An 18,018-nucleotide genomic window follows, 5' to 3' on the forward strand; every position below is an offset into this window, starting at 1 on the left:
ATTCATTTTACGTAACACTTCTTATCTTAAATTCTCCAGATAAACGTTTACTTTACAGTTTTTTAGGGAAATCTATACTTATGTAGATTATGTAGAGGATTGAGTAAACAAAATATCTTTCTCACCTTTATATATTCAGGTAATTACGTACTTATTCGTATCCCGAACAGACCGTGAAAGTAGATTGGCTGAGTTTAGGCTTGAGAGTATTTTATAGAGATAGTAGTTCGAGCAGCGAAAATGTTTAAACGTATACCGCCAACAATTATCAAAAAGGTTTGATAGGTCAAAAATTCATGAAACAAGCGATATATGAATGCAAACAAGTGGAAGAAAAATACTCTCGATTTTTCTCCCTATCTTTAGATTTGCTGTTTATTTCTAATTTTGATGGTTATTTTCTGGATTTGAATCCTGCATGGACAAAAATACTAGGTTGGCAAACTCAGGAATTAATTGGCAAACTCTTTATCGAATTTGTTCACCCCGAAGACCGCGAATCTACTCTTTTAGCAGCCCAAGACCTGACAAATTCTATAGATGCAATTTGTTTTGAAAATCGCTATCTTTGCCGGGATGGCTCTTACAGATGGTTATCATGGAATGCGACTCCGTTTCTAGAAGAAAAGTTATTTTATGCAGTAGCCCGTGACATCACTTTAAAAAAACAAAATGAGATAGCACTACAAAATTCTATTCGGGAATTAGAGGCTTTTAAATTTGCTTTAAATGCTCATTCTCTGGTAGCTATTACTGATAAAATCGGGAGAATAACTTATGCTAACGAGCTATTCTGTGAAGTTTCTCAATATTCCAGAGAAGAACTTTTAGGGCAAGACCATCGTATTATTAATTCTGGTTATCATTCCCCAGAATTTTTTAAAAAACTGTGGCAAACTATTGCTCAAGGAAACATCTGGAAAGGAGAAATTAAAAATAAAGCCAAAGACGGCTCTTATTATTGGGTAGATACTCTCATTGCTCCACTGCTAAACCCTAATGGCAAACCCGATCAATATGTAGCCATTCGTACAGATATTACTCAGCGGAAACTTTCAGAGTTAGCTTTATTAGAGCGATCGCGTCTATCAATATTGAGTGCAGAAGTCAGTTTAGCTTTATCTCAAAGCGGTACGCTGCCAGAAATTCTCCAACATTGTACAAATACTATATCGCAGTACTTGGAAGTTGCCTTTGTTTGTATCTGGACTTTTGAGCGACAAACGAACCAACTACAATTGCAAGCCGGCGTTCATTGCACAGATGCAACCTGTAGTGCTTTGAGTAATACTCAAGATTTCCCTCATCACATGGTTTTAGCCAACAACTTTATTGATGTAATGACTAACAACCATCAAGCAATTTTAAACGAAGAAGTCAAAATCAACGATCGAGAAGAATTACTCAACACCACATTCTCGAATTTTTGGTTTTCTGCCTATCCATTAATTGTAGAGCAGCAATTAATTGGCATCGTGGCTTTGTTTGGCAAACAATTGTTTACCGAACCGACTCATAACCTATTAAACTGGATTACCAACAATATTGCTGTTGCTATCGATCGCGTCTGGGCCAGAGAAGAACTCCTCAGCCGTCGAGAAGCTTTATTACTGGGTTTAGCAAGCCAAATTCGCAGTTCCCTTGACCTCGATACTATTTTAGAAACTGCTGTCAATGAAATCCGTAGTTTGTTGCAAGTCGATCGCTGCTATTTCCTTCAGTACTTGCCTCATTCTTCTCAACCTAGTCTCACTATCACTCATGAAGCACGAAAACATAATTTACCTAGCATGTTAGGTAATATACCGCTGCAAAACAATGATTTTTTGAGAGAAACCCTTATTAGTCAAGAGCTAGTTTGTATTGACGATATTAACAGGCAGTTTCAGAACAACCAAAACATACAAGCACTTTTAAGTGAGTTTGACATTACTTCTTGGTTGTTGCTCCCAGTTAAGAGTCATTCTGAAGAATTTGGGGCGATTGTTTGCAGTCATTGTAGTGGCGAACGTATTTGGAGTAACAGTGACATTGGATTGCTGCAAGCTGTTAGCGATCAACTAGCGATCGCGATCGATCATGCCCAACTTTATACTCAAAGCCGTGCTGCAACATTAGCCGCTCAAACCCATGCAGAAAAACTTACTGAAGCTTTGCATCAGTTACAGCAAACTCAATCTCAACTAATTCAGCACGAAAAAATGTCTAGTTTAGGACAATTAGTAGCTGGAGTCGCTCATGAAATCAATAATCCAGTTAACTTTATTCATGGTAACTTAACTTATGCAAATGAATACTTCCAAGAAGTACTAAACCTGGTGCAACTCTATCAGGAAAATTATCCCGATCCCTGCAAAAAAATTCAAGATTTTTCTGAAGAAATTGACTTAGATTTCATCATTGATGACTTATCAAAAATTCTATCATCTATGAAAATGGGTACTAATCGAATTCGAGAAATCGTTTTGAGTTTGCGAAACTTTTCTCGTCTTGATGAAGCAGAAAAAAAATTGGTTAATATTCATGAAGGAATTGAGAATACCTTGCTGATTTTGCATCACCGATGGAAAGACAACGGTCATGGTCTGGGGATATCTTTCAGTAAAGAATATGGAAATTTACCTTTAGTTGATTGCTATCCTGGGCAGCTAAATCAGGTATTCATGAATATTCTCACTAATGCCATTGATGCTTTAGAAGAATCAACGACTAACAATAAAACAGACAATAAGCCCCAAATTCGGATTAGTACTACATTAGATAACAATTTTATTTCCATCCGAATTGCTGATAATGGTTCGGGGATGACGGAAGAAGTTAGAACGCGTTTATTCGATCCTTTTTTCACAACTAAACCTGTGGGCAAAGGAACGGGTTTAGGACTGTCGATTAGCTATCAAATTATCGTAGAAAAACACAATGGAACTTTGAAGTGTTTTTCAGAACTAGGAAAAGGTACAGAATTTTGGATTCAGATTCCAGTTAAATGAAGTAAAAGGGACTGGGGACTGGGGGTTTAAAAGCCCTAACGCCACATGCACTCAACGCGGCGGCACTTCCTTCAAGTCGGCACGAGTATCAAAGGCATTCGGTTGATGCTCGTGCCGACGCTTGATAAATCGCTAACGCTGATGTGGCAGTCTATGATATTATCAAGGAATTTAAGCATGAGATTACAGCCGTAAGTTAGAAATTGGCGAACATCAACATTCTTCTATCAAGAACAGGGCAAAATAAAGACATATAAGAGCGATCGCAAGCGCCACCCTGCAAATGAGCTACTGCCTTAATCCCCGTTGTCCAAAGCCGGAAAATCCCGGTGATGTCAAGTTTTGTTTGAGTTGTGGTTCCAAATTACTCCTCAAAGAACGCTACCGTGCTATCAAACCGATAGGGCAAGGTGGTTTTGGCAGAACCTTCCTAGCTGTAGATGAAGATAAACCCTCAAAACCACGCTGTGTCATTAAGCAATTTTATCCCCAAGCTCAAGGCACTAATACTGTGCAAAAGGCAGTGGAGTTATTTAACCAAGAAGCAGTGCGACTAGATGAATTGGGCAAACATCCTCAAATTCCCGAACTGCTGGCATACTTTACTCAGGACGATCGCCAGTATCTCGTACAGGAATTTATCAATGGGGAAAACTTAGCTCAAGCGTTAGCACACAATGGTGCTTTCAGTGAAACGCAGATATGGCAGTTGCTAAATGATTTATTATCAGTGTTGCAATTTTGTCATGCTAGACAAATCATTCACCGAGATATTAAACCAGAAAATATTATTCTACGCGAGAGCGATCGCAAACTAGTTTTAGTAGATTTTGGTGCTTCTAAATCTGCTACAAGTACAGCCTTAAATCGAACTGGCACTAGCATTGGTAGCCCCGAATATGTCGCCCCCGAACAAATTCGAGGTAGGGCGACTTTTGCCAGCGATATTTACAGTTTAGGTGCTACTTGTATTAATTTATTAACCCAGCGATCGCCCTTTGACTCCTACGATATTAACAACGATACTTGGATTTGGCAGCAATACTTACAAACTCCCGTTAGCAATCAATTGAGCCGCATTCTCAACAAAATGCTAGAAAGTATTCCCATACGGCGTTATCAAACAGTAGATGAAGTTCTCAAAGACTTAAATCAACATTCACAAGTAGCTGCTACACCGACAACACCAGCAAAACCTCTAACTCAATCACCACCAACTTCTCCACCTATTGTTGCCAAATCTCCTAGCCAAATTGATTTAGAACTAGAAGAATTGAAAACTCAATTTCTCGGAGGTGGTAAACCCCAACCGAATAAAAAGCAGCCACAAAATCCCCAACCTCAACCTTCTAGTAAAAGCGAAATTGATTTAGAACTAGAAGAATTGAAAACTAAATATCTTGGTAAAAATAACACACCAAACCAATGATAAAACCAGATATTAAAAGCCTTTATTACATCACACACATTGAAAATCTACCTTCGATACTTCAAAGAGGCATCTTATCCCACAAAAAAGTTGAGGAGTTAGGAGTTTCATATACACCAATCTACGATAGTGGAATTGTTAGTAAGCGTAAAGACAAATCTACGTCTGTAAAAAGTAGTTTATGGGAGTACGCTAACTTATACTTTCAGCCACGTAACCCAATGATGTACCGAGTGGTTCATGAAAAGGACAAAAGAGATATTGCTGTTGTTGGAGTAAAACCGGATGTACTTGCAGCAGCAGGAGGACTAATTACGGATGGTAATGCTGCCAATGACCCAACTCGATTTTTCTTTATTAAGGAAGGGATAGAAATACTTCTAAAACAATGGAAAATTATTCAAAATGAGTGGTGGAATGAGCTTGATGGTTCAAAACGAAAGATTATGGCTGAATGCTTGGTTCCCGAACAAATCAGCCCAGAACTTGTTCATTCAGTTTTTGTAGCAGATTATAAGGCTAAAGAGCGAGTCGAAACAATTATAGGTTCGGCTAAAGTACCTGTAATTCCTGAACCAAACATGTTTTTCCAACCTATATCTGCTAGACGTATAGGGAATAATATTTCCTTGATTGATGGGGATATGTTCTTTTCAAATATGCAAACGTTGACCATTAGTGTTAATCTTCAGGGTGTAATGGGCAAAGGATTGGCATCACGAGCAAAATACCAGTTTCCCGATGTATATGTTGTTTATCAAGATGCTTGCCGCAATAAACAGCTTACTGCTACAAAACCTTATCTTTATAAACGCGAAGCTTCTTTAGACCAAGAACTAGCCGATCTTAGCCTTCCACTTGTAACCTCCAATGCTATAAAGTGGTTTTTATTGTTTGCAACTAAAAGAAAATGGCGAGAAAACTCTCGTTTAGAAGACATTGAAGGGGGCTTAGACTGGGTTAGAAAAAATTGTAATGAAATTGGTATTCAGTCTTTGGCAATGCCAGCATTAGGTTGTGGTTTAGGCAACTTAGATTGGGCTGAAGTAGGGCCTTTGATGTGTCGTTATTTGCATGATATAGGTATTCAAATTGCAATCTATCTTCCACGAGAACATCAAATAGATCCTAAATACTTAACTAATGAACACTTACTAAATCACTCTTGATTTGCACATTACCGCAGTCGCTTAACTTGAAAATGGTTTTAACAAAAAAGTGACTCTGAAATTCAGAGTCACTTTCATTGATTACAAACTAAAACTCTCTATTTTGTAGGTGTAGTTGGTTCTGAAGCTTGCAGTTCTCTTGGTGTAGAAGTTTGCACAGATGCTTCAGAAATCGGTGTCCATTCGGTGTGGAAGGCTCCGGGCTTATCAAGTCGCTCGTAGGTGTGCGCCCCGAAGTAGTCGCGTTGGGCTTGAGTGAGGTTTTGGGGCAAGCGATCGCGTCGATAGCTGTCAAAATAATCTAATGACGCGCTGAATGCTGGCACTGGAATTCCCAGTTTTGCTGATGTTACCAACACTTCGCGCCAAGCTGTTTGTCTGTCGAGAATCGTCTGCCTGAATTCTGGAGCTAATAGCAGGTTAGCTGGCGCTGGACTTACGTTAAATGCGTTCTTAATCTTATTCAAAAATCCAGCACGAATAATACAGCCACCCTTCCAAATCCGCGCCAATTCACCTAAATTCAAGTTAAAATTGTAGGCTTTTGAAGCTGTAGCTAACAGTGCCATACCCTGAGCGTAAGAACAGATTTTCGAGCAATACAGGGCATCCCGCACCATGTTGATAAAGGCTTTGGTATCTCCTTCATACTTGCCAGAAGGGCCTGTAAGTATCTTGGATGCTTCTACCCGCTCTTTTTTGAAGGAAGACATGATTCGGGCGTTCACCGCTGCAATCATTGTCGGTACAGCAACTCCCAAATCCATAGCAGTTTGCACTGTCCAGCGTCCGGTTCCCTTTTGCCCTGCGGCATCAACAATCAAATCGACCAAGGGTAGATTTGTATCTGGGTCAATGTAAGGGAAAATCTTTGACGTAATTTCAATCAAAAACGAATTGAGTTCGTCGGTGGTGTTCCACTCAGTAAAAACTTCGTGTAGCTGATTATGGTCTAATCCACCAGCATTTTTCAGCAAGTCGTAGGCTTCTGCAATCAGTTGCATATCGCCGTACTCAATGCCGTTGTGTACCATTTTGACGTAGTGACCAGCACCACCAGGGCCGCAATAGGTTACGCAAGGGCCATCATCAACTTGGGCAGCAATTTTATTAAAAATTGGTGACAGATACTCGTAAGAGCTTTCTGTACCTCCAGGCATCAGTGAGGGGCCATTGAGCGCACCTTCTTCACCACCGCTGACACCCATCCCGATAAACCGAAATCCAGCCGGTTCTAATTCCTTGGTACGGCGTTCGGTATCTTCAAACCAAGAGTTGCCACCGTCGATAATGATATCGCCTTCATCCAGCAAAGGCCGCAGTTGAGAAATCACCGCATCAACTGGCTTACCAGCTTGCACCATTACTAGAATTTTGCGAGGACGTTCCAGTGCTGCGACAAATTCCTCTAAAGTAAAAGCGGCTTTGACGTTGCGTCCTGGCGCACGCTCCGCCATGAATTTGTCAGTTTTGTCGCGCGAACGGTTGTAAACTGCAATTGGGAAGCCATTACGCTCGACGTTCAGAGCGATGTTCTCGCCCATAACGGCTAATCCAATCACACCAAAGCTTTGTAATGTCATAAATTTGTTTGGCTAACTCTTGCAGATCCTTTTATCTTTAAGGGTAGTCCGAGTTTTTCGCTTCTCTCCTAAAGAAGACCTTAAGAGTTGAGGTAAACGACAAAAATCCACAATTAACACAGATAATTAATTTTAATTTGTATCTAAATCAACAATTGACTTGCAAAATTTGCAAAATTGTTAGTTGAGGGACTGGGGACTGGGGACTGGGGACTCGGAAGAAATTAATTCACTAAATTAGTTTTTCTTCCTAATACCTAATCCCCAGTACCTAATACCCAATCCCCAGTACCTAATCCCTAGTCAAAGGAGTAACCAAAAAATGCTGGCATATGTCCTAGCTTTGGTGGTCGGTCTTGGTAGTTTGGCCCTTTACATATCAGCTTTCTTTTTTCCCGAAATCCACCGTAAGAATGATTTTGTTTGGAGTGGTATAGGGCTGTTCTACGCTTTAGTATTATGGGTGTTTGCACCACACATTTCTGGAGGTTTGTTGCTGGGTCATGTGGCTAGTGTGGCTCTTTTGGTCTGGTTTGGCTGGCAAACTCTTTCATTACGTCGGCAACTAACGCCATTGCTACAACAAACCCAAGTACCTAGTGCTGAAACAGTGAAAACTAATATTCAGCAACAGGTGAATAAGTTATCTGTTCAGGAACGCCTTGCTCAGTTGCAACAGAGTATTGGTAGTACCTTCAGCGGCGTGAAAAACAAAGTGCAACAGACTGGGAGTAAAAAGACACCCGCAACCCCCAAGCCTGAAGATATTACCTCTATATTGACGGAAAAACCTACTATTGAGATTATCGACAACACTATTGTCGCTCCAGAAACACCACCAGAAGAGGCAATAACCGAGAGTGTACCGGAGGCTATTCCCCCACATCCTCCATCGCCGGAGTTAGTGGAAGCAGCTCAAGCAGATATTGAGAACAAAGAACAGATTCCCGCAGAGGAAATTGCTCCAGATGCGGTACTCGCTCCCCCAGCGGAAACACCACCGGAACAAATACCGCCAAATAATCAGGGTAGTTGAATTTGAGTGAAACCCAGCCGGAACCTAACATGATGCTGGGTTTCACTCAATTTGTTTTAATGTTTTGCCACAAATCCGCTGAAATAAATCTAGATAAGAGTACAGATAATTGTAAGTAAGGGCGAACGGCCGTTCGCCCCTACCCGTGTACTTCATTTACCTGAAAAATGACAGCTTTAATGTTAGTAACGACAGAAATTTCTGTGCTAACGACAGCTTCAATCTTCTTTACAAAAGAGTAACGGGAGTAACGACAAAAGTTTCTGTGCTAACGACAGCTTTAATATTATTTACAAAACTCTAACGGTAGTAACGACAGAAGTTTCTGTGCTAACGACAGCTTCAATCTTCTTTACAAAGTTGGAGTTATCTTCAAGAAAACTTCCTGCATTGAAAGTAATAGCGAATCAAGTAGTAAGGATAGCTGCTTGTGGAATTGTGAAAACTCGTAGCGATCGCCCCCAGCATACCCCTTTTTAATTACTAATGTGCAAATGTCCAGATCCCCGATTTAAAGAAGTCGGGGATCTAGCTGAAATCTAAGTTATTGCATCAGAATTTGACGGATTAAAATACTCATTACCTCATCTGGGTTGCCAGTTGGTAGCAGTGGACTCCAGTCTCCGACGCTGGCGTAGCCAACTATTTGCAAACGGTGAATTGTACTGGTAACGGCTTTCGGACAACCAATTAGTAGATGCTTTACCGGTTCTCTCTTGGGCAATGTGTTTTCAGTTGATTGATTGACGGTTGGTGTATTTACATCTTCGCTATGCAAGAACTGCTCTAACTTAGATTCGGCAGATTTTTGATTATCTACGAACTTTTGTGATTGTGTCATCATTGTAGTTGTACTCCAGTTGTGGATGTTACATAAAGGCGATCGCTCTGTTTCTTCGCGGGATTAGGCGATCGCCTTTATCATGTCTTTATCTTAAAGTATAATTTTATACTTGTCAACCATTAATTCAAAAATTCTTGTTAATAATTCTCAAGTTTGTAGGAGAATCAATTAATACTTAATTCCCACTAAAGAAAGGCAGATGGCAGAAGTCAAAAAGCATTAATAAAAACTTTTGTTCTGGGTTGAGAGCAACAGTTCAAAAAGAAGAATTGTATTAGCGCAAAGTGGTGAGATGCTCCCTTTTAAATATGAGTTCCTTCTGCCTTCTGACTTGAAAAAGGGTGTGGGGTGTAGGGTGTGGGGTGTAGGGGAAGAAACCTTTTTCATGCATAGCGGTGAAACTTGTTTCATTGGGACTGTCTCCTGCCTTCTGCCTTCTGAATAAAAATTAACCAAAATAACCGATACAATCATTAAAAATGACTTAATCATACTTAAGCGATGCAAATGGCAACGGAATCTGAGGTTGAGGTGACGATTTCTCTGGCCGAACTAGGTTTAGACGAAGAGGAGTTGCAAAAACAAGTAGAAAATTTGCTACCCCAGTTAAAAGAAGTGGATGGGGTAGAAGATGCCAATTTAGTTACAGTGGAAAACGCACCCCCGAATACAAAAAGTATTAGCGGCTTTGTCTGGGGATTGTTAAAAGCACAAATAAAAGCAGCTAAGATCCCGACTTTGTTTAAATTTTTGAGCGATCGCTTCGGCAACAAACCAATTAAGATAGGGGTCAAAGCACCTGACGGCAGAGAATTGACTGTAGAAGCTAGTAGTCGAGAAGAGTTTGAATTTGCTTTACAGAAAGCACAGGATTTTTTGAATAATAAATAAAACGGCTAACATGGCAAAGCTAGCACTGCTGATCGGGATTAGTGAATATGATGAGCCAACATTAGCACCGTTACCAAATGCTGTGAATGATGTTGAGGCGATGCAGCGAGTTTTGGTAAACCCAGAAATGGGTGGTTTTGCTGCGGCTGATGTCACAGTGCTGCAAAATCCCGAACGGCAGGCTATGGAAGATGCTATCTATAATTTGTATGCCAATTGTGATAAAGATGACTTGGTGCTTTGTTACTTTTCTGGTCATGGTGTAGTAGTAGAAAACGGTGAGTTTTATTTCTCGACTCCCCGTAGCCGGAAGAACCAGGGAAAATTAATCCTCACCACAGCCGTGGCTGCAACAAGTGTACATAGTTGGATGAACCAAAGCAGGTCTAAGCGACAGGTGGTAATTTTAGATTGCTGCTTTAGTGGTGCTTTTGCTAGGGGTTTGACAGCTAAAGATAGCGGTACTATTGACCTGCAACAGCAATTAGGCGGTGAGGGAAGGGCAATTCTCACGGCTTCCACTTCTACGCAATATGCTTTTGAGTCTGAAGGCTTGGAACTTTCGATTTACACTCATTATTTAGTAGAAGGGATTGAGAAAGGTGCAGCGGATAAAGATGGGGATGGTTTAATTGCAGTGGATGAGTTGCATGGGTATGCGAAAAGCAAGGTGCAAGAAGCATCTCCCGCCATGACACCAGAGTTATATTACATAAAAAAGGGTGAACCGATTTTTCTGGCAAAGTCGCCCAAGGACGATCCCAAGCTTAAGTATCGTAAGGAATTTGATAAAATTGCCCTTGAGGATGAAGGAGAGATTTCTGTAGGCAATCGCTTCTATTTGTATGAGTTGCGGGATAATTTGCGATTATCTGCCGATGAGGCTGATGCAATTGAGTTTGAGGTTCTTGAACCTTATCGCCAGCGTCAGCAAAAATTGCAACGTTATGAGCAAGCTTTATCTCAAATCAAACAATATCCACTTACAAACAAAGACCGCAATGGGTTAAAACGCTTCCAAGATATCTTGAATCTTCGAGATGAAGATATAGCTTCAATAGAACAAAGCGTATTAGCCCCAAAACAAGCTGAATATGAGCGCCAGCAACAGGAAGCTGAAAGATTACGCCAAGAATATCGAATACAGCAAGCAGAATTACAACAACAAAGAGAATCATCTAAAACTGTTTCTCCTCCAGGTATTCAAACTCAGACTTTTGAATTCGACACCGCCACCCTAACGGTAAAAAGCTCAGGTTTCTTAGGTATGGGGAAAAAAATCTATGAAATTAACCGTAGTCGTGGACGCGCTGAGTTTTTTAGAGAAGACCTGGGTAATGGTGTAGTGCTAGAAATGGTGGCAATTCCTGGTGGTCAATTTTTGATGGGTTCGCCAGAAAATGAGCCAGAACGCATCAGTGATGAAAGTCCACAGCACACTGTTACCATTCAACCCTTTTTTATGGGTAAATTTCCTGTCACGCAAGCTCAATGGAAAGCCGTAGCTGCTCTTGGTAAGGTAAGTATTGATTTAAATCCCGACCCATCCAAATTTAAAGGAGCGAATCGACCTGTTGAATGTGTTTCTTGGGATGATGCGGTTGAATTTTGCGCCAGACTATCTCAAAAGACTGGGAAAATTTATCGTTTACCCAGTGAGGCAGAGTGGGAATATGCTTGTCGTGCAGGCACTACCACCCCGTTTTATTTTGGCGAAACAATTACGACTGATTTGGCAAATTATCAAGGTACTGATTGGGATTATCAAGGAAGAGTGTACCCAGGTAATTATGGTCAGGGGCCTAAAGGTGAATATCGTCAGCAAACAACAGAAGTAGGAAAATTTCCCGCCAATTCCTTTGGATTATTTGACATGCATGGTAATATATGGGAATGGTGTCAGGATGAGTGGCACGAAAATTATAACAATGCGCCAACAGACGGCAGCGCTTGGCTAAGTGACAATGAGAATCAACGTAGACTGCTGCGTGGTGGTTCGTGGTACGACTCTCCTAGGTATTGCCGTTCGGCGTTTCGCAACTATATCGCGCGGGAGTGGAACGTCAACGTGGGTTTTCGGGTTGTGGTGTTGCGGGGCGGGACTTAATAGCACTTTACACTATTGCCCTTTAGCACTCTACTCTCTTCCTCTTTTCCCTTCTTGTGTCTCGCGCTCTGCGCGCTCAAATATTTTTTTAGTTATTGAATGAATGACCTACCTAGATATCATAAATTTTTGTTAGGCGATCGCATCATTACAGAACTAGCAGTTTCAACTTTCTAGAACAGAGGTAGAAACTCTATGCGGTCTTGATACTCGTTCTCAAAGGAACCTTCCGCTATCAAAAGCAACTGTTCGAGATTTTCACCAACGCTTAATTTTGAATTCAAGATGAAAATTCCCGGTATATGATGCTTCTGAGCTATATGATCTGCCAAGTGAACTGGCATAGATTTGCGGTTATTAGTGACTAAAACAAAATCATTTTCTTCACACCAAAGTAAAATTTCTGGGTCTAAAGTTCCCTTTTTTGGAGTAGTTAAATCTCCAATTGCCATGACAAACAAATCAGGCTTCAGACGGCGTAGTTGAATTGTGTAAATTGGATCGACATTCTCATCTATAAGATACTTAAGCACCATGAAATTGATTCGCCATTTTTTCAGCTTTCAATTTACGTAGCCTTTCGACAACTGGGTTTGGGTTGCGACGTTGCTCTTCTCTCATGCGATCGCCCCACTCTAACCAATCTGTCATATAAGCATCTACTGCTTGCTTATTGTGTAAGTAGTAGAGAATAGTTGCATAAACCTGTTCTAAAGTCAATGAAGTGTAAGTTTTGGCAATTTCTTCTGGAGTTTTGGCGCGAAAGAGGTAATCAAACAAAATCGTCTCAATTCCTACCCGTGTACCCTTAAGCCGAATATCATCAGGAGCTAGAAAGTTAAAGTAGTCTTCAAGTTGCATAGTTAGCTGAAGCTGATAATATTATGTATTCCCCAAGCGTAACATTCAGGCAATTGGAGCGATCGCGCAATACTGAGATGGGGTTAAGAGATGGCGATCGCTTACCTGTAACTGCCGTCGTACAATAATAAAATCAAATATTTAGCAATTGAAAAGCTAAAAATGCAAAACTAAAAATTGAAAAATCAGGAAAAATAAGTGATGAAAGATGCGGATTGGAGAGTGAAGGTATTAGAAGAAGTGCAACAAATTCCAGATGCTAAGTTAGCACTACTGTATGAACTGATTCACGGATTTCGACTTAACTCAGAAACTAATAACCACAACGCTGCTAACATCATGCAGTTCGCAGGTTGCTGGAGCGATTTATCAGACGAAGTATACAGCGAATTTTCAGACGAAATTGCTATCCGTCGTCAGCAAGCATTCTCTCAAAGACGAAACCGTGAAACCAGCATTGATTGATACTGATATTTTGTCTCTATTCTTCCGAGGCAATGTTAACGTAGTAGCTCAGTTTCAGACTTACCTGATAACCTATCGTCAAATCAACATCAGCATCATCACCTATTACGAAATTCTCAGCGGCTTAAAGCACCGCGATGCTCAAAAGCAACTCACTTTGTTTTTGGAGTTTGCTGCTCAAAATGTTGTCTTGCCCCTTACCCAACAATCTGTTACTCTATCCGCAGATATTTATGCAAACTTGCGGCTTCAAGGGATTCCTATCGACGATATTGATTTGCTCATTGCTGGAGTTGCGCTTGCCAACAATTTAGTTCTCATCACTCATAATCAGCGTCATTTCAGTAGAGTTGAAGGACTAGAATTACAAGATTGGAGTTAACACTACTTGCAATTTACGTAGCCTTTCTAAAACTGGGTTTGGGCTGCAACATTGCTATTCTCTCATGCGATCGCGCGATATTGAGATGCGATCGCTGTTACTAACAACAGAAGTTTCTGTCCTAACGACAGCTTCAATTTTCTTTACAAAACAGTAACGGGAGTAACGACAAAAGTTTCTGTGCTAACGACAGCTTTAATATTATTTACAAAACTCTAACGGTAGTAACGACAGAAGTTTCTGTGCTAACGACAGCTTCAATCTTCTTTACAAAGTTGGAGTCATCCTCAAGAAAACTTCTTGGATTGAAAGTAACAGCGAATCAAGTGGTAAGGACAGCTGCTTGTGGAATTGTGAAAACTCATAGCGATCGCTTAACCTCATTCTAAGAGGTTGTTTGAAAAGTGGTTAGCTGTGATTTTAGACACTTATTGATCCCCCCTAGCCCCCCTTAAAAAGGGGGGAATTAGAATCAAAGTCCACGGCAGTTGCTTCAAGTCGGCAAAGCCGCCCAACGCACTGCCTCCCCTTTTTAAGGGGGATTTAGGGGGATCTAAAACTATTTGATACATCATTAGGGACTTTTCAAACATCCTCTAAATGAAGAGCGATCGCCTGGATGGACAAACTAGCTATTAATATAATTTTGCATTGGGTGAGTATATATAAAACTAGGCTAAATAAAAATTGTGACATCGAGTAGTGCAACACCAACATCTACCATCCAAAATCCAAAATTCAGTATAGATTGAGGAAGATTTTGTTTAGAAGGTTGAGTTTTGTTAGTGTCACAATCAGACACTTGTGCTAATTCGGTTGTACTTAAGGACTGGACAAGACTCAAACCAAGAGACTGACTAGAAATAGTTTTGGCATAAGCAGCATTGAGGTATGGTCTGTATTGCGACCTTCCCGCTACATAAGTTTCAAAGAAAGGCAAACTCAAAACATTCATGTAAAAACGTGCTTGGGAAGCATCACCAACTACATCAGCAGGTAATGAAACTTGTTGGCTTGCGGGGTTACTATTGCCAATTGTGGAAAAATGGGTTCCACCGATAAGCATCACCAGATACTTTTGTGAATTAGCAAACCAGGAGAAAGGTAAAATTTGCTCGTATAAAGCTGGTGCAACAGTATCTTCACTACTACCAACAATCATCACAGGAGTTTTAACTTGGCTTAAACCAGCTTTGCCAAAAATAGAACTAGTGACTGGGTTAACTGCGATCGCAGCTTTGACTCTTTCATCCTGCAAGTTATACTCTTGGCTGGACTTGTTGCTATTTAATGCCAAAGCACTACATTGGAATTGTAAAGACATATTCCAGGTTTTGCGTAGTGTCTCTGGTTTGCAGTCTTGTTGCAGTTGCTCAAAGTTAATCTTAGCGCCAGCCAAAGCTAAAGCTGTATAACCACCCAAGGATTGACCAAACACACCAACTTGTTGCAGATTTAACCGACCTTGAAACCGCGAATCAGACTGATTACTTTTCTCTAGTTGATTCAAGACAAATTTGATATCCAGAGGTCTATCTTTAAATTCCTCTGGTGTTACTACTTGATTAGTGCGTCCGTTTAGGGATAGTTGCAATTGTTTGGTATCGCTACCCGGATGATTGGGAACAACAACGGCAAATCCGTAGGAAGCTAGATGAGTGGCTAAATATTGAAAGTTGCTGCTGTCTAAACCTAGACCGTGAGAAACTACAATTACTGGTGCAGGATGGACATTGGGAATATAAACATCGGTCAGTAAAAGCCGATTGCGTGTCGAGTCGAAAAACTTTAATATATATTTTTGCGACTTAAATTTTCCCTGACCCCGTAATTCTGGTAACTCAGAGAATACAGACTTGGGAATTGTGGCAGCTTCTATATTAGACTTTTTGGCGATCGCGGCGATCGCTTGCTGAGTTCCATTCACCACTTTCTCCAGTTCCGCAGCGATAGCGAAACTACGCGCTAAATCAATCCGGATACTGCTGCTAGGATACTTGCGTAACAGATTTAATAGCGTTAAACCTCCTGGTTCAGCAGAGGCGGAAATTAGCGCCGACCGTAAGTCTTGTTCTGGTTGAAGAGATTTGGTTTTAATCGCTTCTGCTAAACGGTGTAGCAAAGTTTCTCCTTGCGGTGTGTAGAGAAATTGCGAAGCTACCACCGGACTCACTTTCACTGAAGTAAGTAAAATTCGCTGCAATTGTTGAAACTGTTTTTGTGGCAAGTATTGCCGATAAACTGCTAATTCGTCGTCAATTACTCCTTTGGTGGCGTAGTTCTCCAAAGCAGCAACTGAAATTGACATTTCTAGTGCCGAATAAGATGCATAAATTCGCTCTGCTGCCATTGCAGAAGTACTAATTCCAAATGTTGGCAGCAGCATTGATAGAACCAGTAAGAGCGAATTTTTTCTCAGGGTACTAGTCCACTTACCAAACAAACTATTCATCGCTCAACTGTTTCTGTGATATTGTTTCACGAGGCGTTGGCTTTGGTAGTTATTCAGACACCCTATTGATAGCAATCCTATCTAATTTGTGAAAAAGATTACTGTAGTTGTTGGCAATCAAACACAGCCAGTGCATTAGACTTCTTGCAGAAGTCGGGAAAAAAGTCAGGAATCAGAAAAAACCTTTTCCCTTTACCCGCAATAGTAAACAAGTTACTTTTGCAAGAGGTCTATTGTAGGCAAAATGCCTTCTCACATAGCAATTAGCGTTCAACAAACTACATTAAATATTTCACAAATCATTCAGATAGCTGTAACTGATAGTATTCGCCTCAACGCTTATAGATTCTCTTGATTTTTTTCTCTTGATAACAAAGTCAAAACTTAAATGCAATTGATACACATCGGTAGAGAAAATATGCACCTAGCAATAGATTTATATCGCGCCAAATTTAATATTTATCATTAGGACTAACGCAGTGAACCAGCGCTATAGAATGGTTTTTATCGTTAGGCAACTGGTTAACCCGAAGGGATAATTGGAAACGCTAAGAGCTGTTTGATAAATAATTAGACAGACATGATATTACTTCGATTGCTTGCACTCACTTGTAAAATCATAACAAATGAAAAATTCACTTGCCTCAGTATTGAGAATGTAGCTTTAAGTAGTAATTGAAGAATTACGGCAGAGTTTCAAATTAATCAGTGGTAATTTATCTTTATAATTGAAAACTACGTTCATCTTGGATGAGCGTAGTTTTTTCAACATATTTATTTACGATGAGTACAGAATTATGTGGTGCTTAATTAGATTTTTCTAAGGCGATCGCCACAGAACCACCTACTACTAAAGATGCTCCTAATAGCGCAATTAAAGTTAGGTGTTCTATGGGAATTAGAGAAGGTACAAATACTGATAGAAGCTCAACCAATACGATTGTCACAATAGGAGCTAAAGCTAAGACCGCACTTACTCTTGATGCCTGCCAGTGTTCCAATGATTCGGCAAAAGCACCATAAGCAATTAGAGTATTCAAAGCACAAAAAAGTAACATTCCCAAATGCAGACTATCGAGTGTCAAAATTGTTTCTACCCTTGCAAAGGGAGTAAATAATAAAGCACATCCTCCGTAAATAATCAACATGATGTTAGCAGAGGATAAAGATTGCAATAACTGCTTTTGTGCCAAAGCATAAACAGCCCATGCTGATGCCCCTACAACAATCAAACTACTACCCAAAAGATATGTATTACGAGCCGTCAGTAAATTGGTTATTTGTTCGTTAAAAAACAAAACATAACCAAAAATCAGTACGCTTACGCCAATCCATTGACGTAGCGTATAACGTTCTTGAAAAACAACTAATCCTCCGAAACCTAATAAAAGGGTAGATAATTGAACGATCACTTCAGCGTTAGTAGGTGTGGTTAACGCTAAACCTTGCATAAACAAAAAGTAATTAGCCGCTAACATGACAGTAGCGATCGCTAATAATTTTCCAGAACTAGAACGCAATTGTTGTAGCTTTGGTAATTTACCACGCACCCCTAAATACAGAGCAAGTAACACAAACGATGTCAAAAAGCGAAACCAAACAATGGTGTAGACATCAAGTGCTTGCAGCGTTACTTCTATTGCGATAGGTAGAATTCCCCACAACAATACAGTCAACAGTGACAGTGCTAGTCCTAAACGCCAGCGCCCAGAACTGTGATGCATAGTTTGCATAATAAATCAATCAGATTTTTTCGGGTTAAGGGTCGAGACACCTCAGAGGGGTAGGGGGAGCTGGGGGAGATGAGGG

General features: G+C 40.4%; 14 protein-coding genes. 8 read left to right on the forward strand and 6 right to left on the reverse strand.

From position 1 onward, the window contains the following. Window positions 1-296 precede the first annotated feature (296 nt). The 3 genes from I8752_RS28490 (at window position 297) to I8752_RS28500 (ending at window position 5,588) form a co-directional block, all read left to right on the forward strand. Window positions 297-2,990 (forward strand): PAS domain S-box protein, encoded by a 2,694-nt coding sequence (locus tag I8752_RS28490; RefSeq protein WP_214435581.1) that lies wholly within the window; start codon window positions 297-299, stop codon window positions 2,988-2,990. Window positions 2,991-3,273: 283 nt separating this feature from the next. After that, complete coding sequence (locus tag I8752_RS28495; protein WP_214435582.1) at window positions 3,274-4,419, forward strand: serine/threonine-protein kinase; 1,146 nt, start codon at window positions 3,274-3,276, stop codon at window positions 4,417-4,419. Further along, complete coding sequence (locus tag I8752_RS28500) at window positions 4,416-5,588, forward strand: DarT ssDNA thymidine ADP-ribosyltransferase family protein (RefSeq protein ID WP_214435583.1); 1,173 nt, start codon at window positions 4,416-4,418, stop codon at window positions 5,586-5,588. Before I8752_RS28495 ends, I8752_RS28500 begins: the two co-directional genes overlap by 4 nt. 98 nt (window positions 5,589-5,686) lie before the next feature. Here I8752_RS28500 and gndA read toward each other — a convergent pair whose 3' ends face one another. Continuing rightward, on the reverse strand, window positions 5,687-7,171 hold the full coding sequence (gndA, locus tag I8752_RS28505) for an NADP-dependent phosphogluconate dehydrogenase (protein ID WP_214435584.1): 1,485 nt from the start codon (window positions 7,169-7,171) through the stop codon (window positions 5,687-5,689). Window positions 7,172-7,493: 322 nt separating this feature from the next. On the opposite strand from gndA, the gene I8752_RS28510 reads away from it, so the two are divergent. Then, on the forward strand, window positions 7,494-8,207 hold the full coding sequence (locus I8752_RS28510) for a Ycf66 family protein (protein WP_214435585.1): 714 nt from the start codon (window positions 7,494-7,496) through the stop codon (window positions 8,205-8,207). A gap of 544 nt (window positions 8,208-8,751) precedes the next feature. On the opposite strand, the gene I8752_RS28515 is transcribed toward I8752_RS28510, so the two are convergent. Next, window positions 8,752-9,051 (reverse strand): hypothetical protein, encoded by a 300-nt coding sequence (locus I8752_RS28515; protein WP_214435586.1) that lies wholly within the window; start codon window positions 9,049-9,051, stop codon window positions 8,752-8,754. A gap of 501 nt (window positions 9,052-9,552) precedes the next feature. Here I8752_RS28515 and I8752_RS28520 point away from each other — a divergent pair. Continuing rightward, entirely contained in the window at window positions 9,553-9,942 is a 390-nt protein-coding gene (locus I8752_RS28520) for a sugar ABC transporter permease (RefSeq protein WP_318780907.1), read from the forward strand. Window positions 9,943-9,952: 10 nt separating this feature from the next. Then, window positions 9,953-12,049, forward strand: a complete 2,097-nt coding sequence (locus tag I8752_RS28525; RefSeq protein ID WP_214435587.1) for a caspase, EACC1-associated type — start codon at window positions 9,953-9,955, stop codon at window positions 12,047-12,049. Between the two features lie 173 nt (window positions 12,050-12,222). Here the strand turns inward: I8752_RS28525 and I8752_RS28530 are convergent, their stop codons facing one another. Continuing rightward, window positions 12,223-12,585 (reverse strand): DUF5615 family PIN-like protein, encoded by a 363-nt coding sequence (locus tag I8752_RS28530; RefSeq protein WP_214435588.1) that lies wholly within the window; start codon window positions 12,583-12,585, stop codon window positions 12,223-12,225. Beyond that, window positions 12,575-12,910: a DUF433 domain-containing protein gene (locus I8752_RS28535; RefSeq protein ID WP_214435589.1), complete on the reverse strand. Its 336-nt coding sequence runs from the start codon at window positions 12,908-12,910 to the stop codon at window positions 12,575-12,577. The genes I8752_RS28530 and I8752_RS28535 overlap by 11 nt, the downstream gene beginning before the upstream one ends. A gap of 201 nt (window positions 12,911-13,111) precedes the next feature. Here I8752_RS28535 and I8752_RS28540 point away from each other — a divergent pair, with 201 nt between their 5' ends. Continuing rightward, on the forward strand, window positions 13,112-13,375 hold the full coding sequence (locus I8752_RS28540; RefSeq protein ID WP_214435590.1) for a hypothetical protein: 264 nt from the start codon (window positions 13,112-13,114) through the stop codon (window positions 13,373-13,375). Beyond that, window positions 13,356-13,757 (forward strand): type II toxin-antitoxin system VapC family toxin, encoded by a 402-nt coding sequence (locus I8752_RS28545; RefSeq protein ID WP_214435591.1) that lies wholly within the window; start codon window positions 13,356-13,358, stop codon window positions 13,755-13,757. The genes I8752_RS28540 and I8752_RS28545 overlap by 20 nt, the downstream gene beginning before the upstream one ends. A 676-nt stretch (window positions 13,758-14,433) precedes the next feature. Here I8752_RS28545 and I8752_RS28550 read toward each other — a convergent pair. Continuing rightward, on the reverse strand, window positions 14,434-16,209 hold the full coding sequence (locus I8752_RS28550) for an alpha/beta hydrolase (RefSeq protein WP_214435592.1): 1,776 nt from the start codon (window positions 16,207-16,209) through the stop codon (window positions 14,434-14,436). A gap of 806 nt (window positions 16,210-17,015) precedes the next feature. Then, a complete protein-coding gene (locus tag I8752_RS28555) occupies window positions 17,016-17,933 on the reverse strand; it encodes a DMT family transporter (RefSeq protein ID WP_214435595.1) in 918 nt (305 codons plus the stop codon). Window positions 17,934-18,018 lie beyond the last annotated feature (85 nt).

Source organism: Dendronalium phyllosphericum CENA369, from assembly GCF_016056275.1.
Classification (GTDB): domain Bacteria; phylum Cyanobacteriota; class Cyanobacteriia; order Cyanobacteriales; family Nostocaceae; genus Dendronalium; species Dendronalium phyllosphericum.

Bases quoted from the DNA above. Each gene is read 5' to 3' on its own strand.
- I8752_RS28550 (WP_214435592.1), bottom strand. From the start codon at position 16,209: ATGAATAGTTTGTTTGGTAAGTGGACTAGTACCCTGAGAAAAAATTCG.
- I8752_RS28515 (WP_214435586.1), bottom strand. From the start codon at position 9,051: ATGATGACACAATCACAAAAGTTCGTAGATAATCAAAAATCTGCCGAA.
- I8752_RS28495 (WP_214435582.1), top strand. From the start codon at position 3,274: ATGAGCTACTGCCTTAATCCCCGTTGTCCAAAGCCGGAAAATCCCGGT.
- I8752_RS28490 (WP_214435581.1), top strand. From the start codon at position 297: ATGAAACAAGCGATATATGAATGCAAACAAGTGGAAGAAAAATACTCT.
- gndA (WP_214435584.1), bottom strand. From the start codon at position 7,171: ATGACATTACAAAGCTTTGGTGTGATTGGATTAGCCGTTATGGGCGAG.
- I8752_RS28520 (WP_318780907.1), top strand. From the start codon at position 9,553: ATGCAAATGGCAACGGAATCTGAGGTTGAGGTGACGATTTCTCTGGCC.
- I8752_RS28555 (WP_214435595.1), bottom strand. From the start codon at position 17,933: ATGCATCACAGTTCTGGGCGCTGGCGTTTAGGACTAGCACTGTCACTG.
- I8752_RS28530 (WP_214435588.1), bottom strand. From the start codon at position 12,585: ATGGTGCTTAAGTATCTTATAGATGAGAATGTCGATCCAATTTACACA.
- I8752_RS28535 (WP_214435589.1), bottom strand. From the start codon at position 12,910: ATGCAACTTGAAGACTACTTTAACTTTCTAGCTCCTGATGATATTCGG.
- I8752_RS28500 (WP_214435583.1), top strand. From the start codon at position 4,416: ATGATAAAACCAGATATTAAAAGCCTTTATTACATCACACACATTGAA.
- I8752_RS28525 (WP_214435587.1), top strand. From the start codon at position 9,953: ATGGCAAAGCTAGCACTGCTGATCGGGATTAGTGAATATGATGAGCCA.
- I8752_RS28540 (WP_214435590.1), top strand. From the start codon at position 13,112: ATGAAAGATGCGGATTGGAGAGTGAAGGTATTAGAAGAAGTGCAACAA.
- I8752_RS28510 (WP_214435585.1), top strand. From the start codon at position 7,494: ATGCTGGCATATGTCCTAGCTTTGGTGGTCGGTCTTGGTAGTTTGGCC.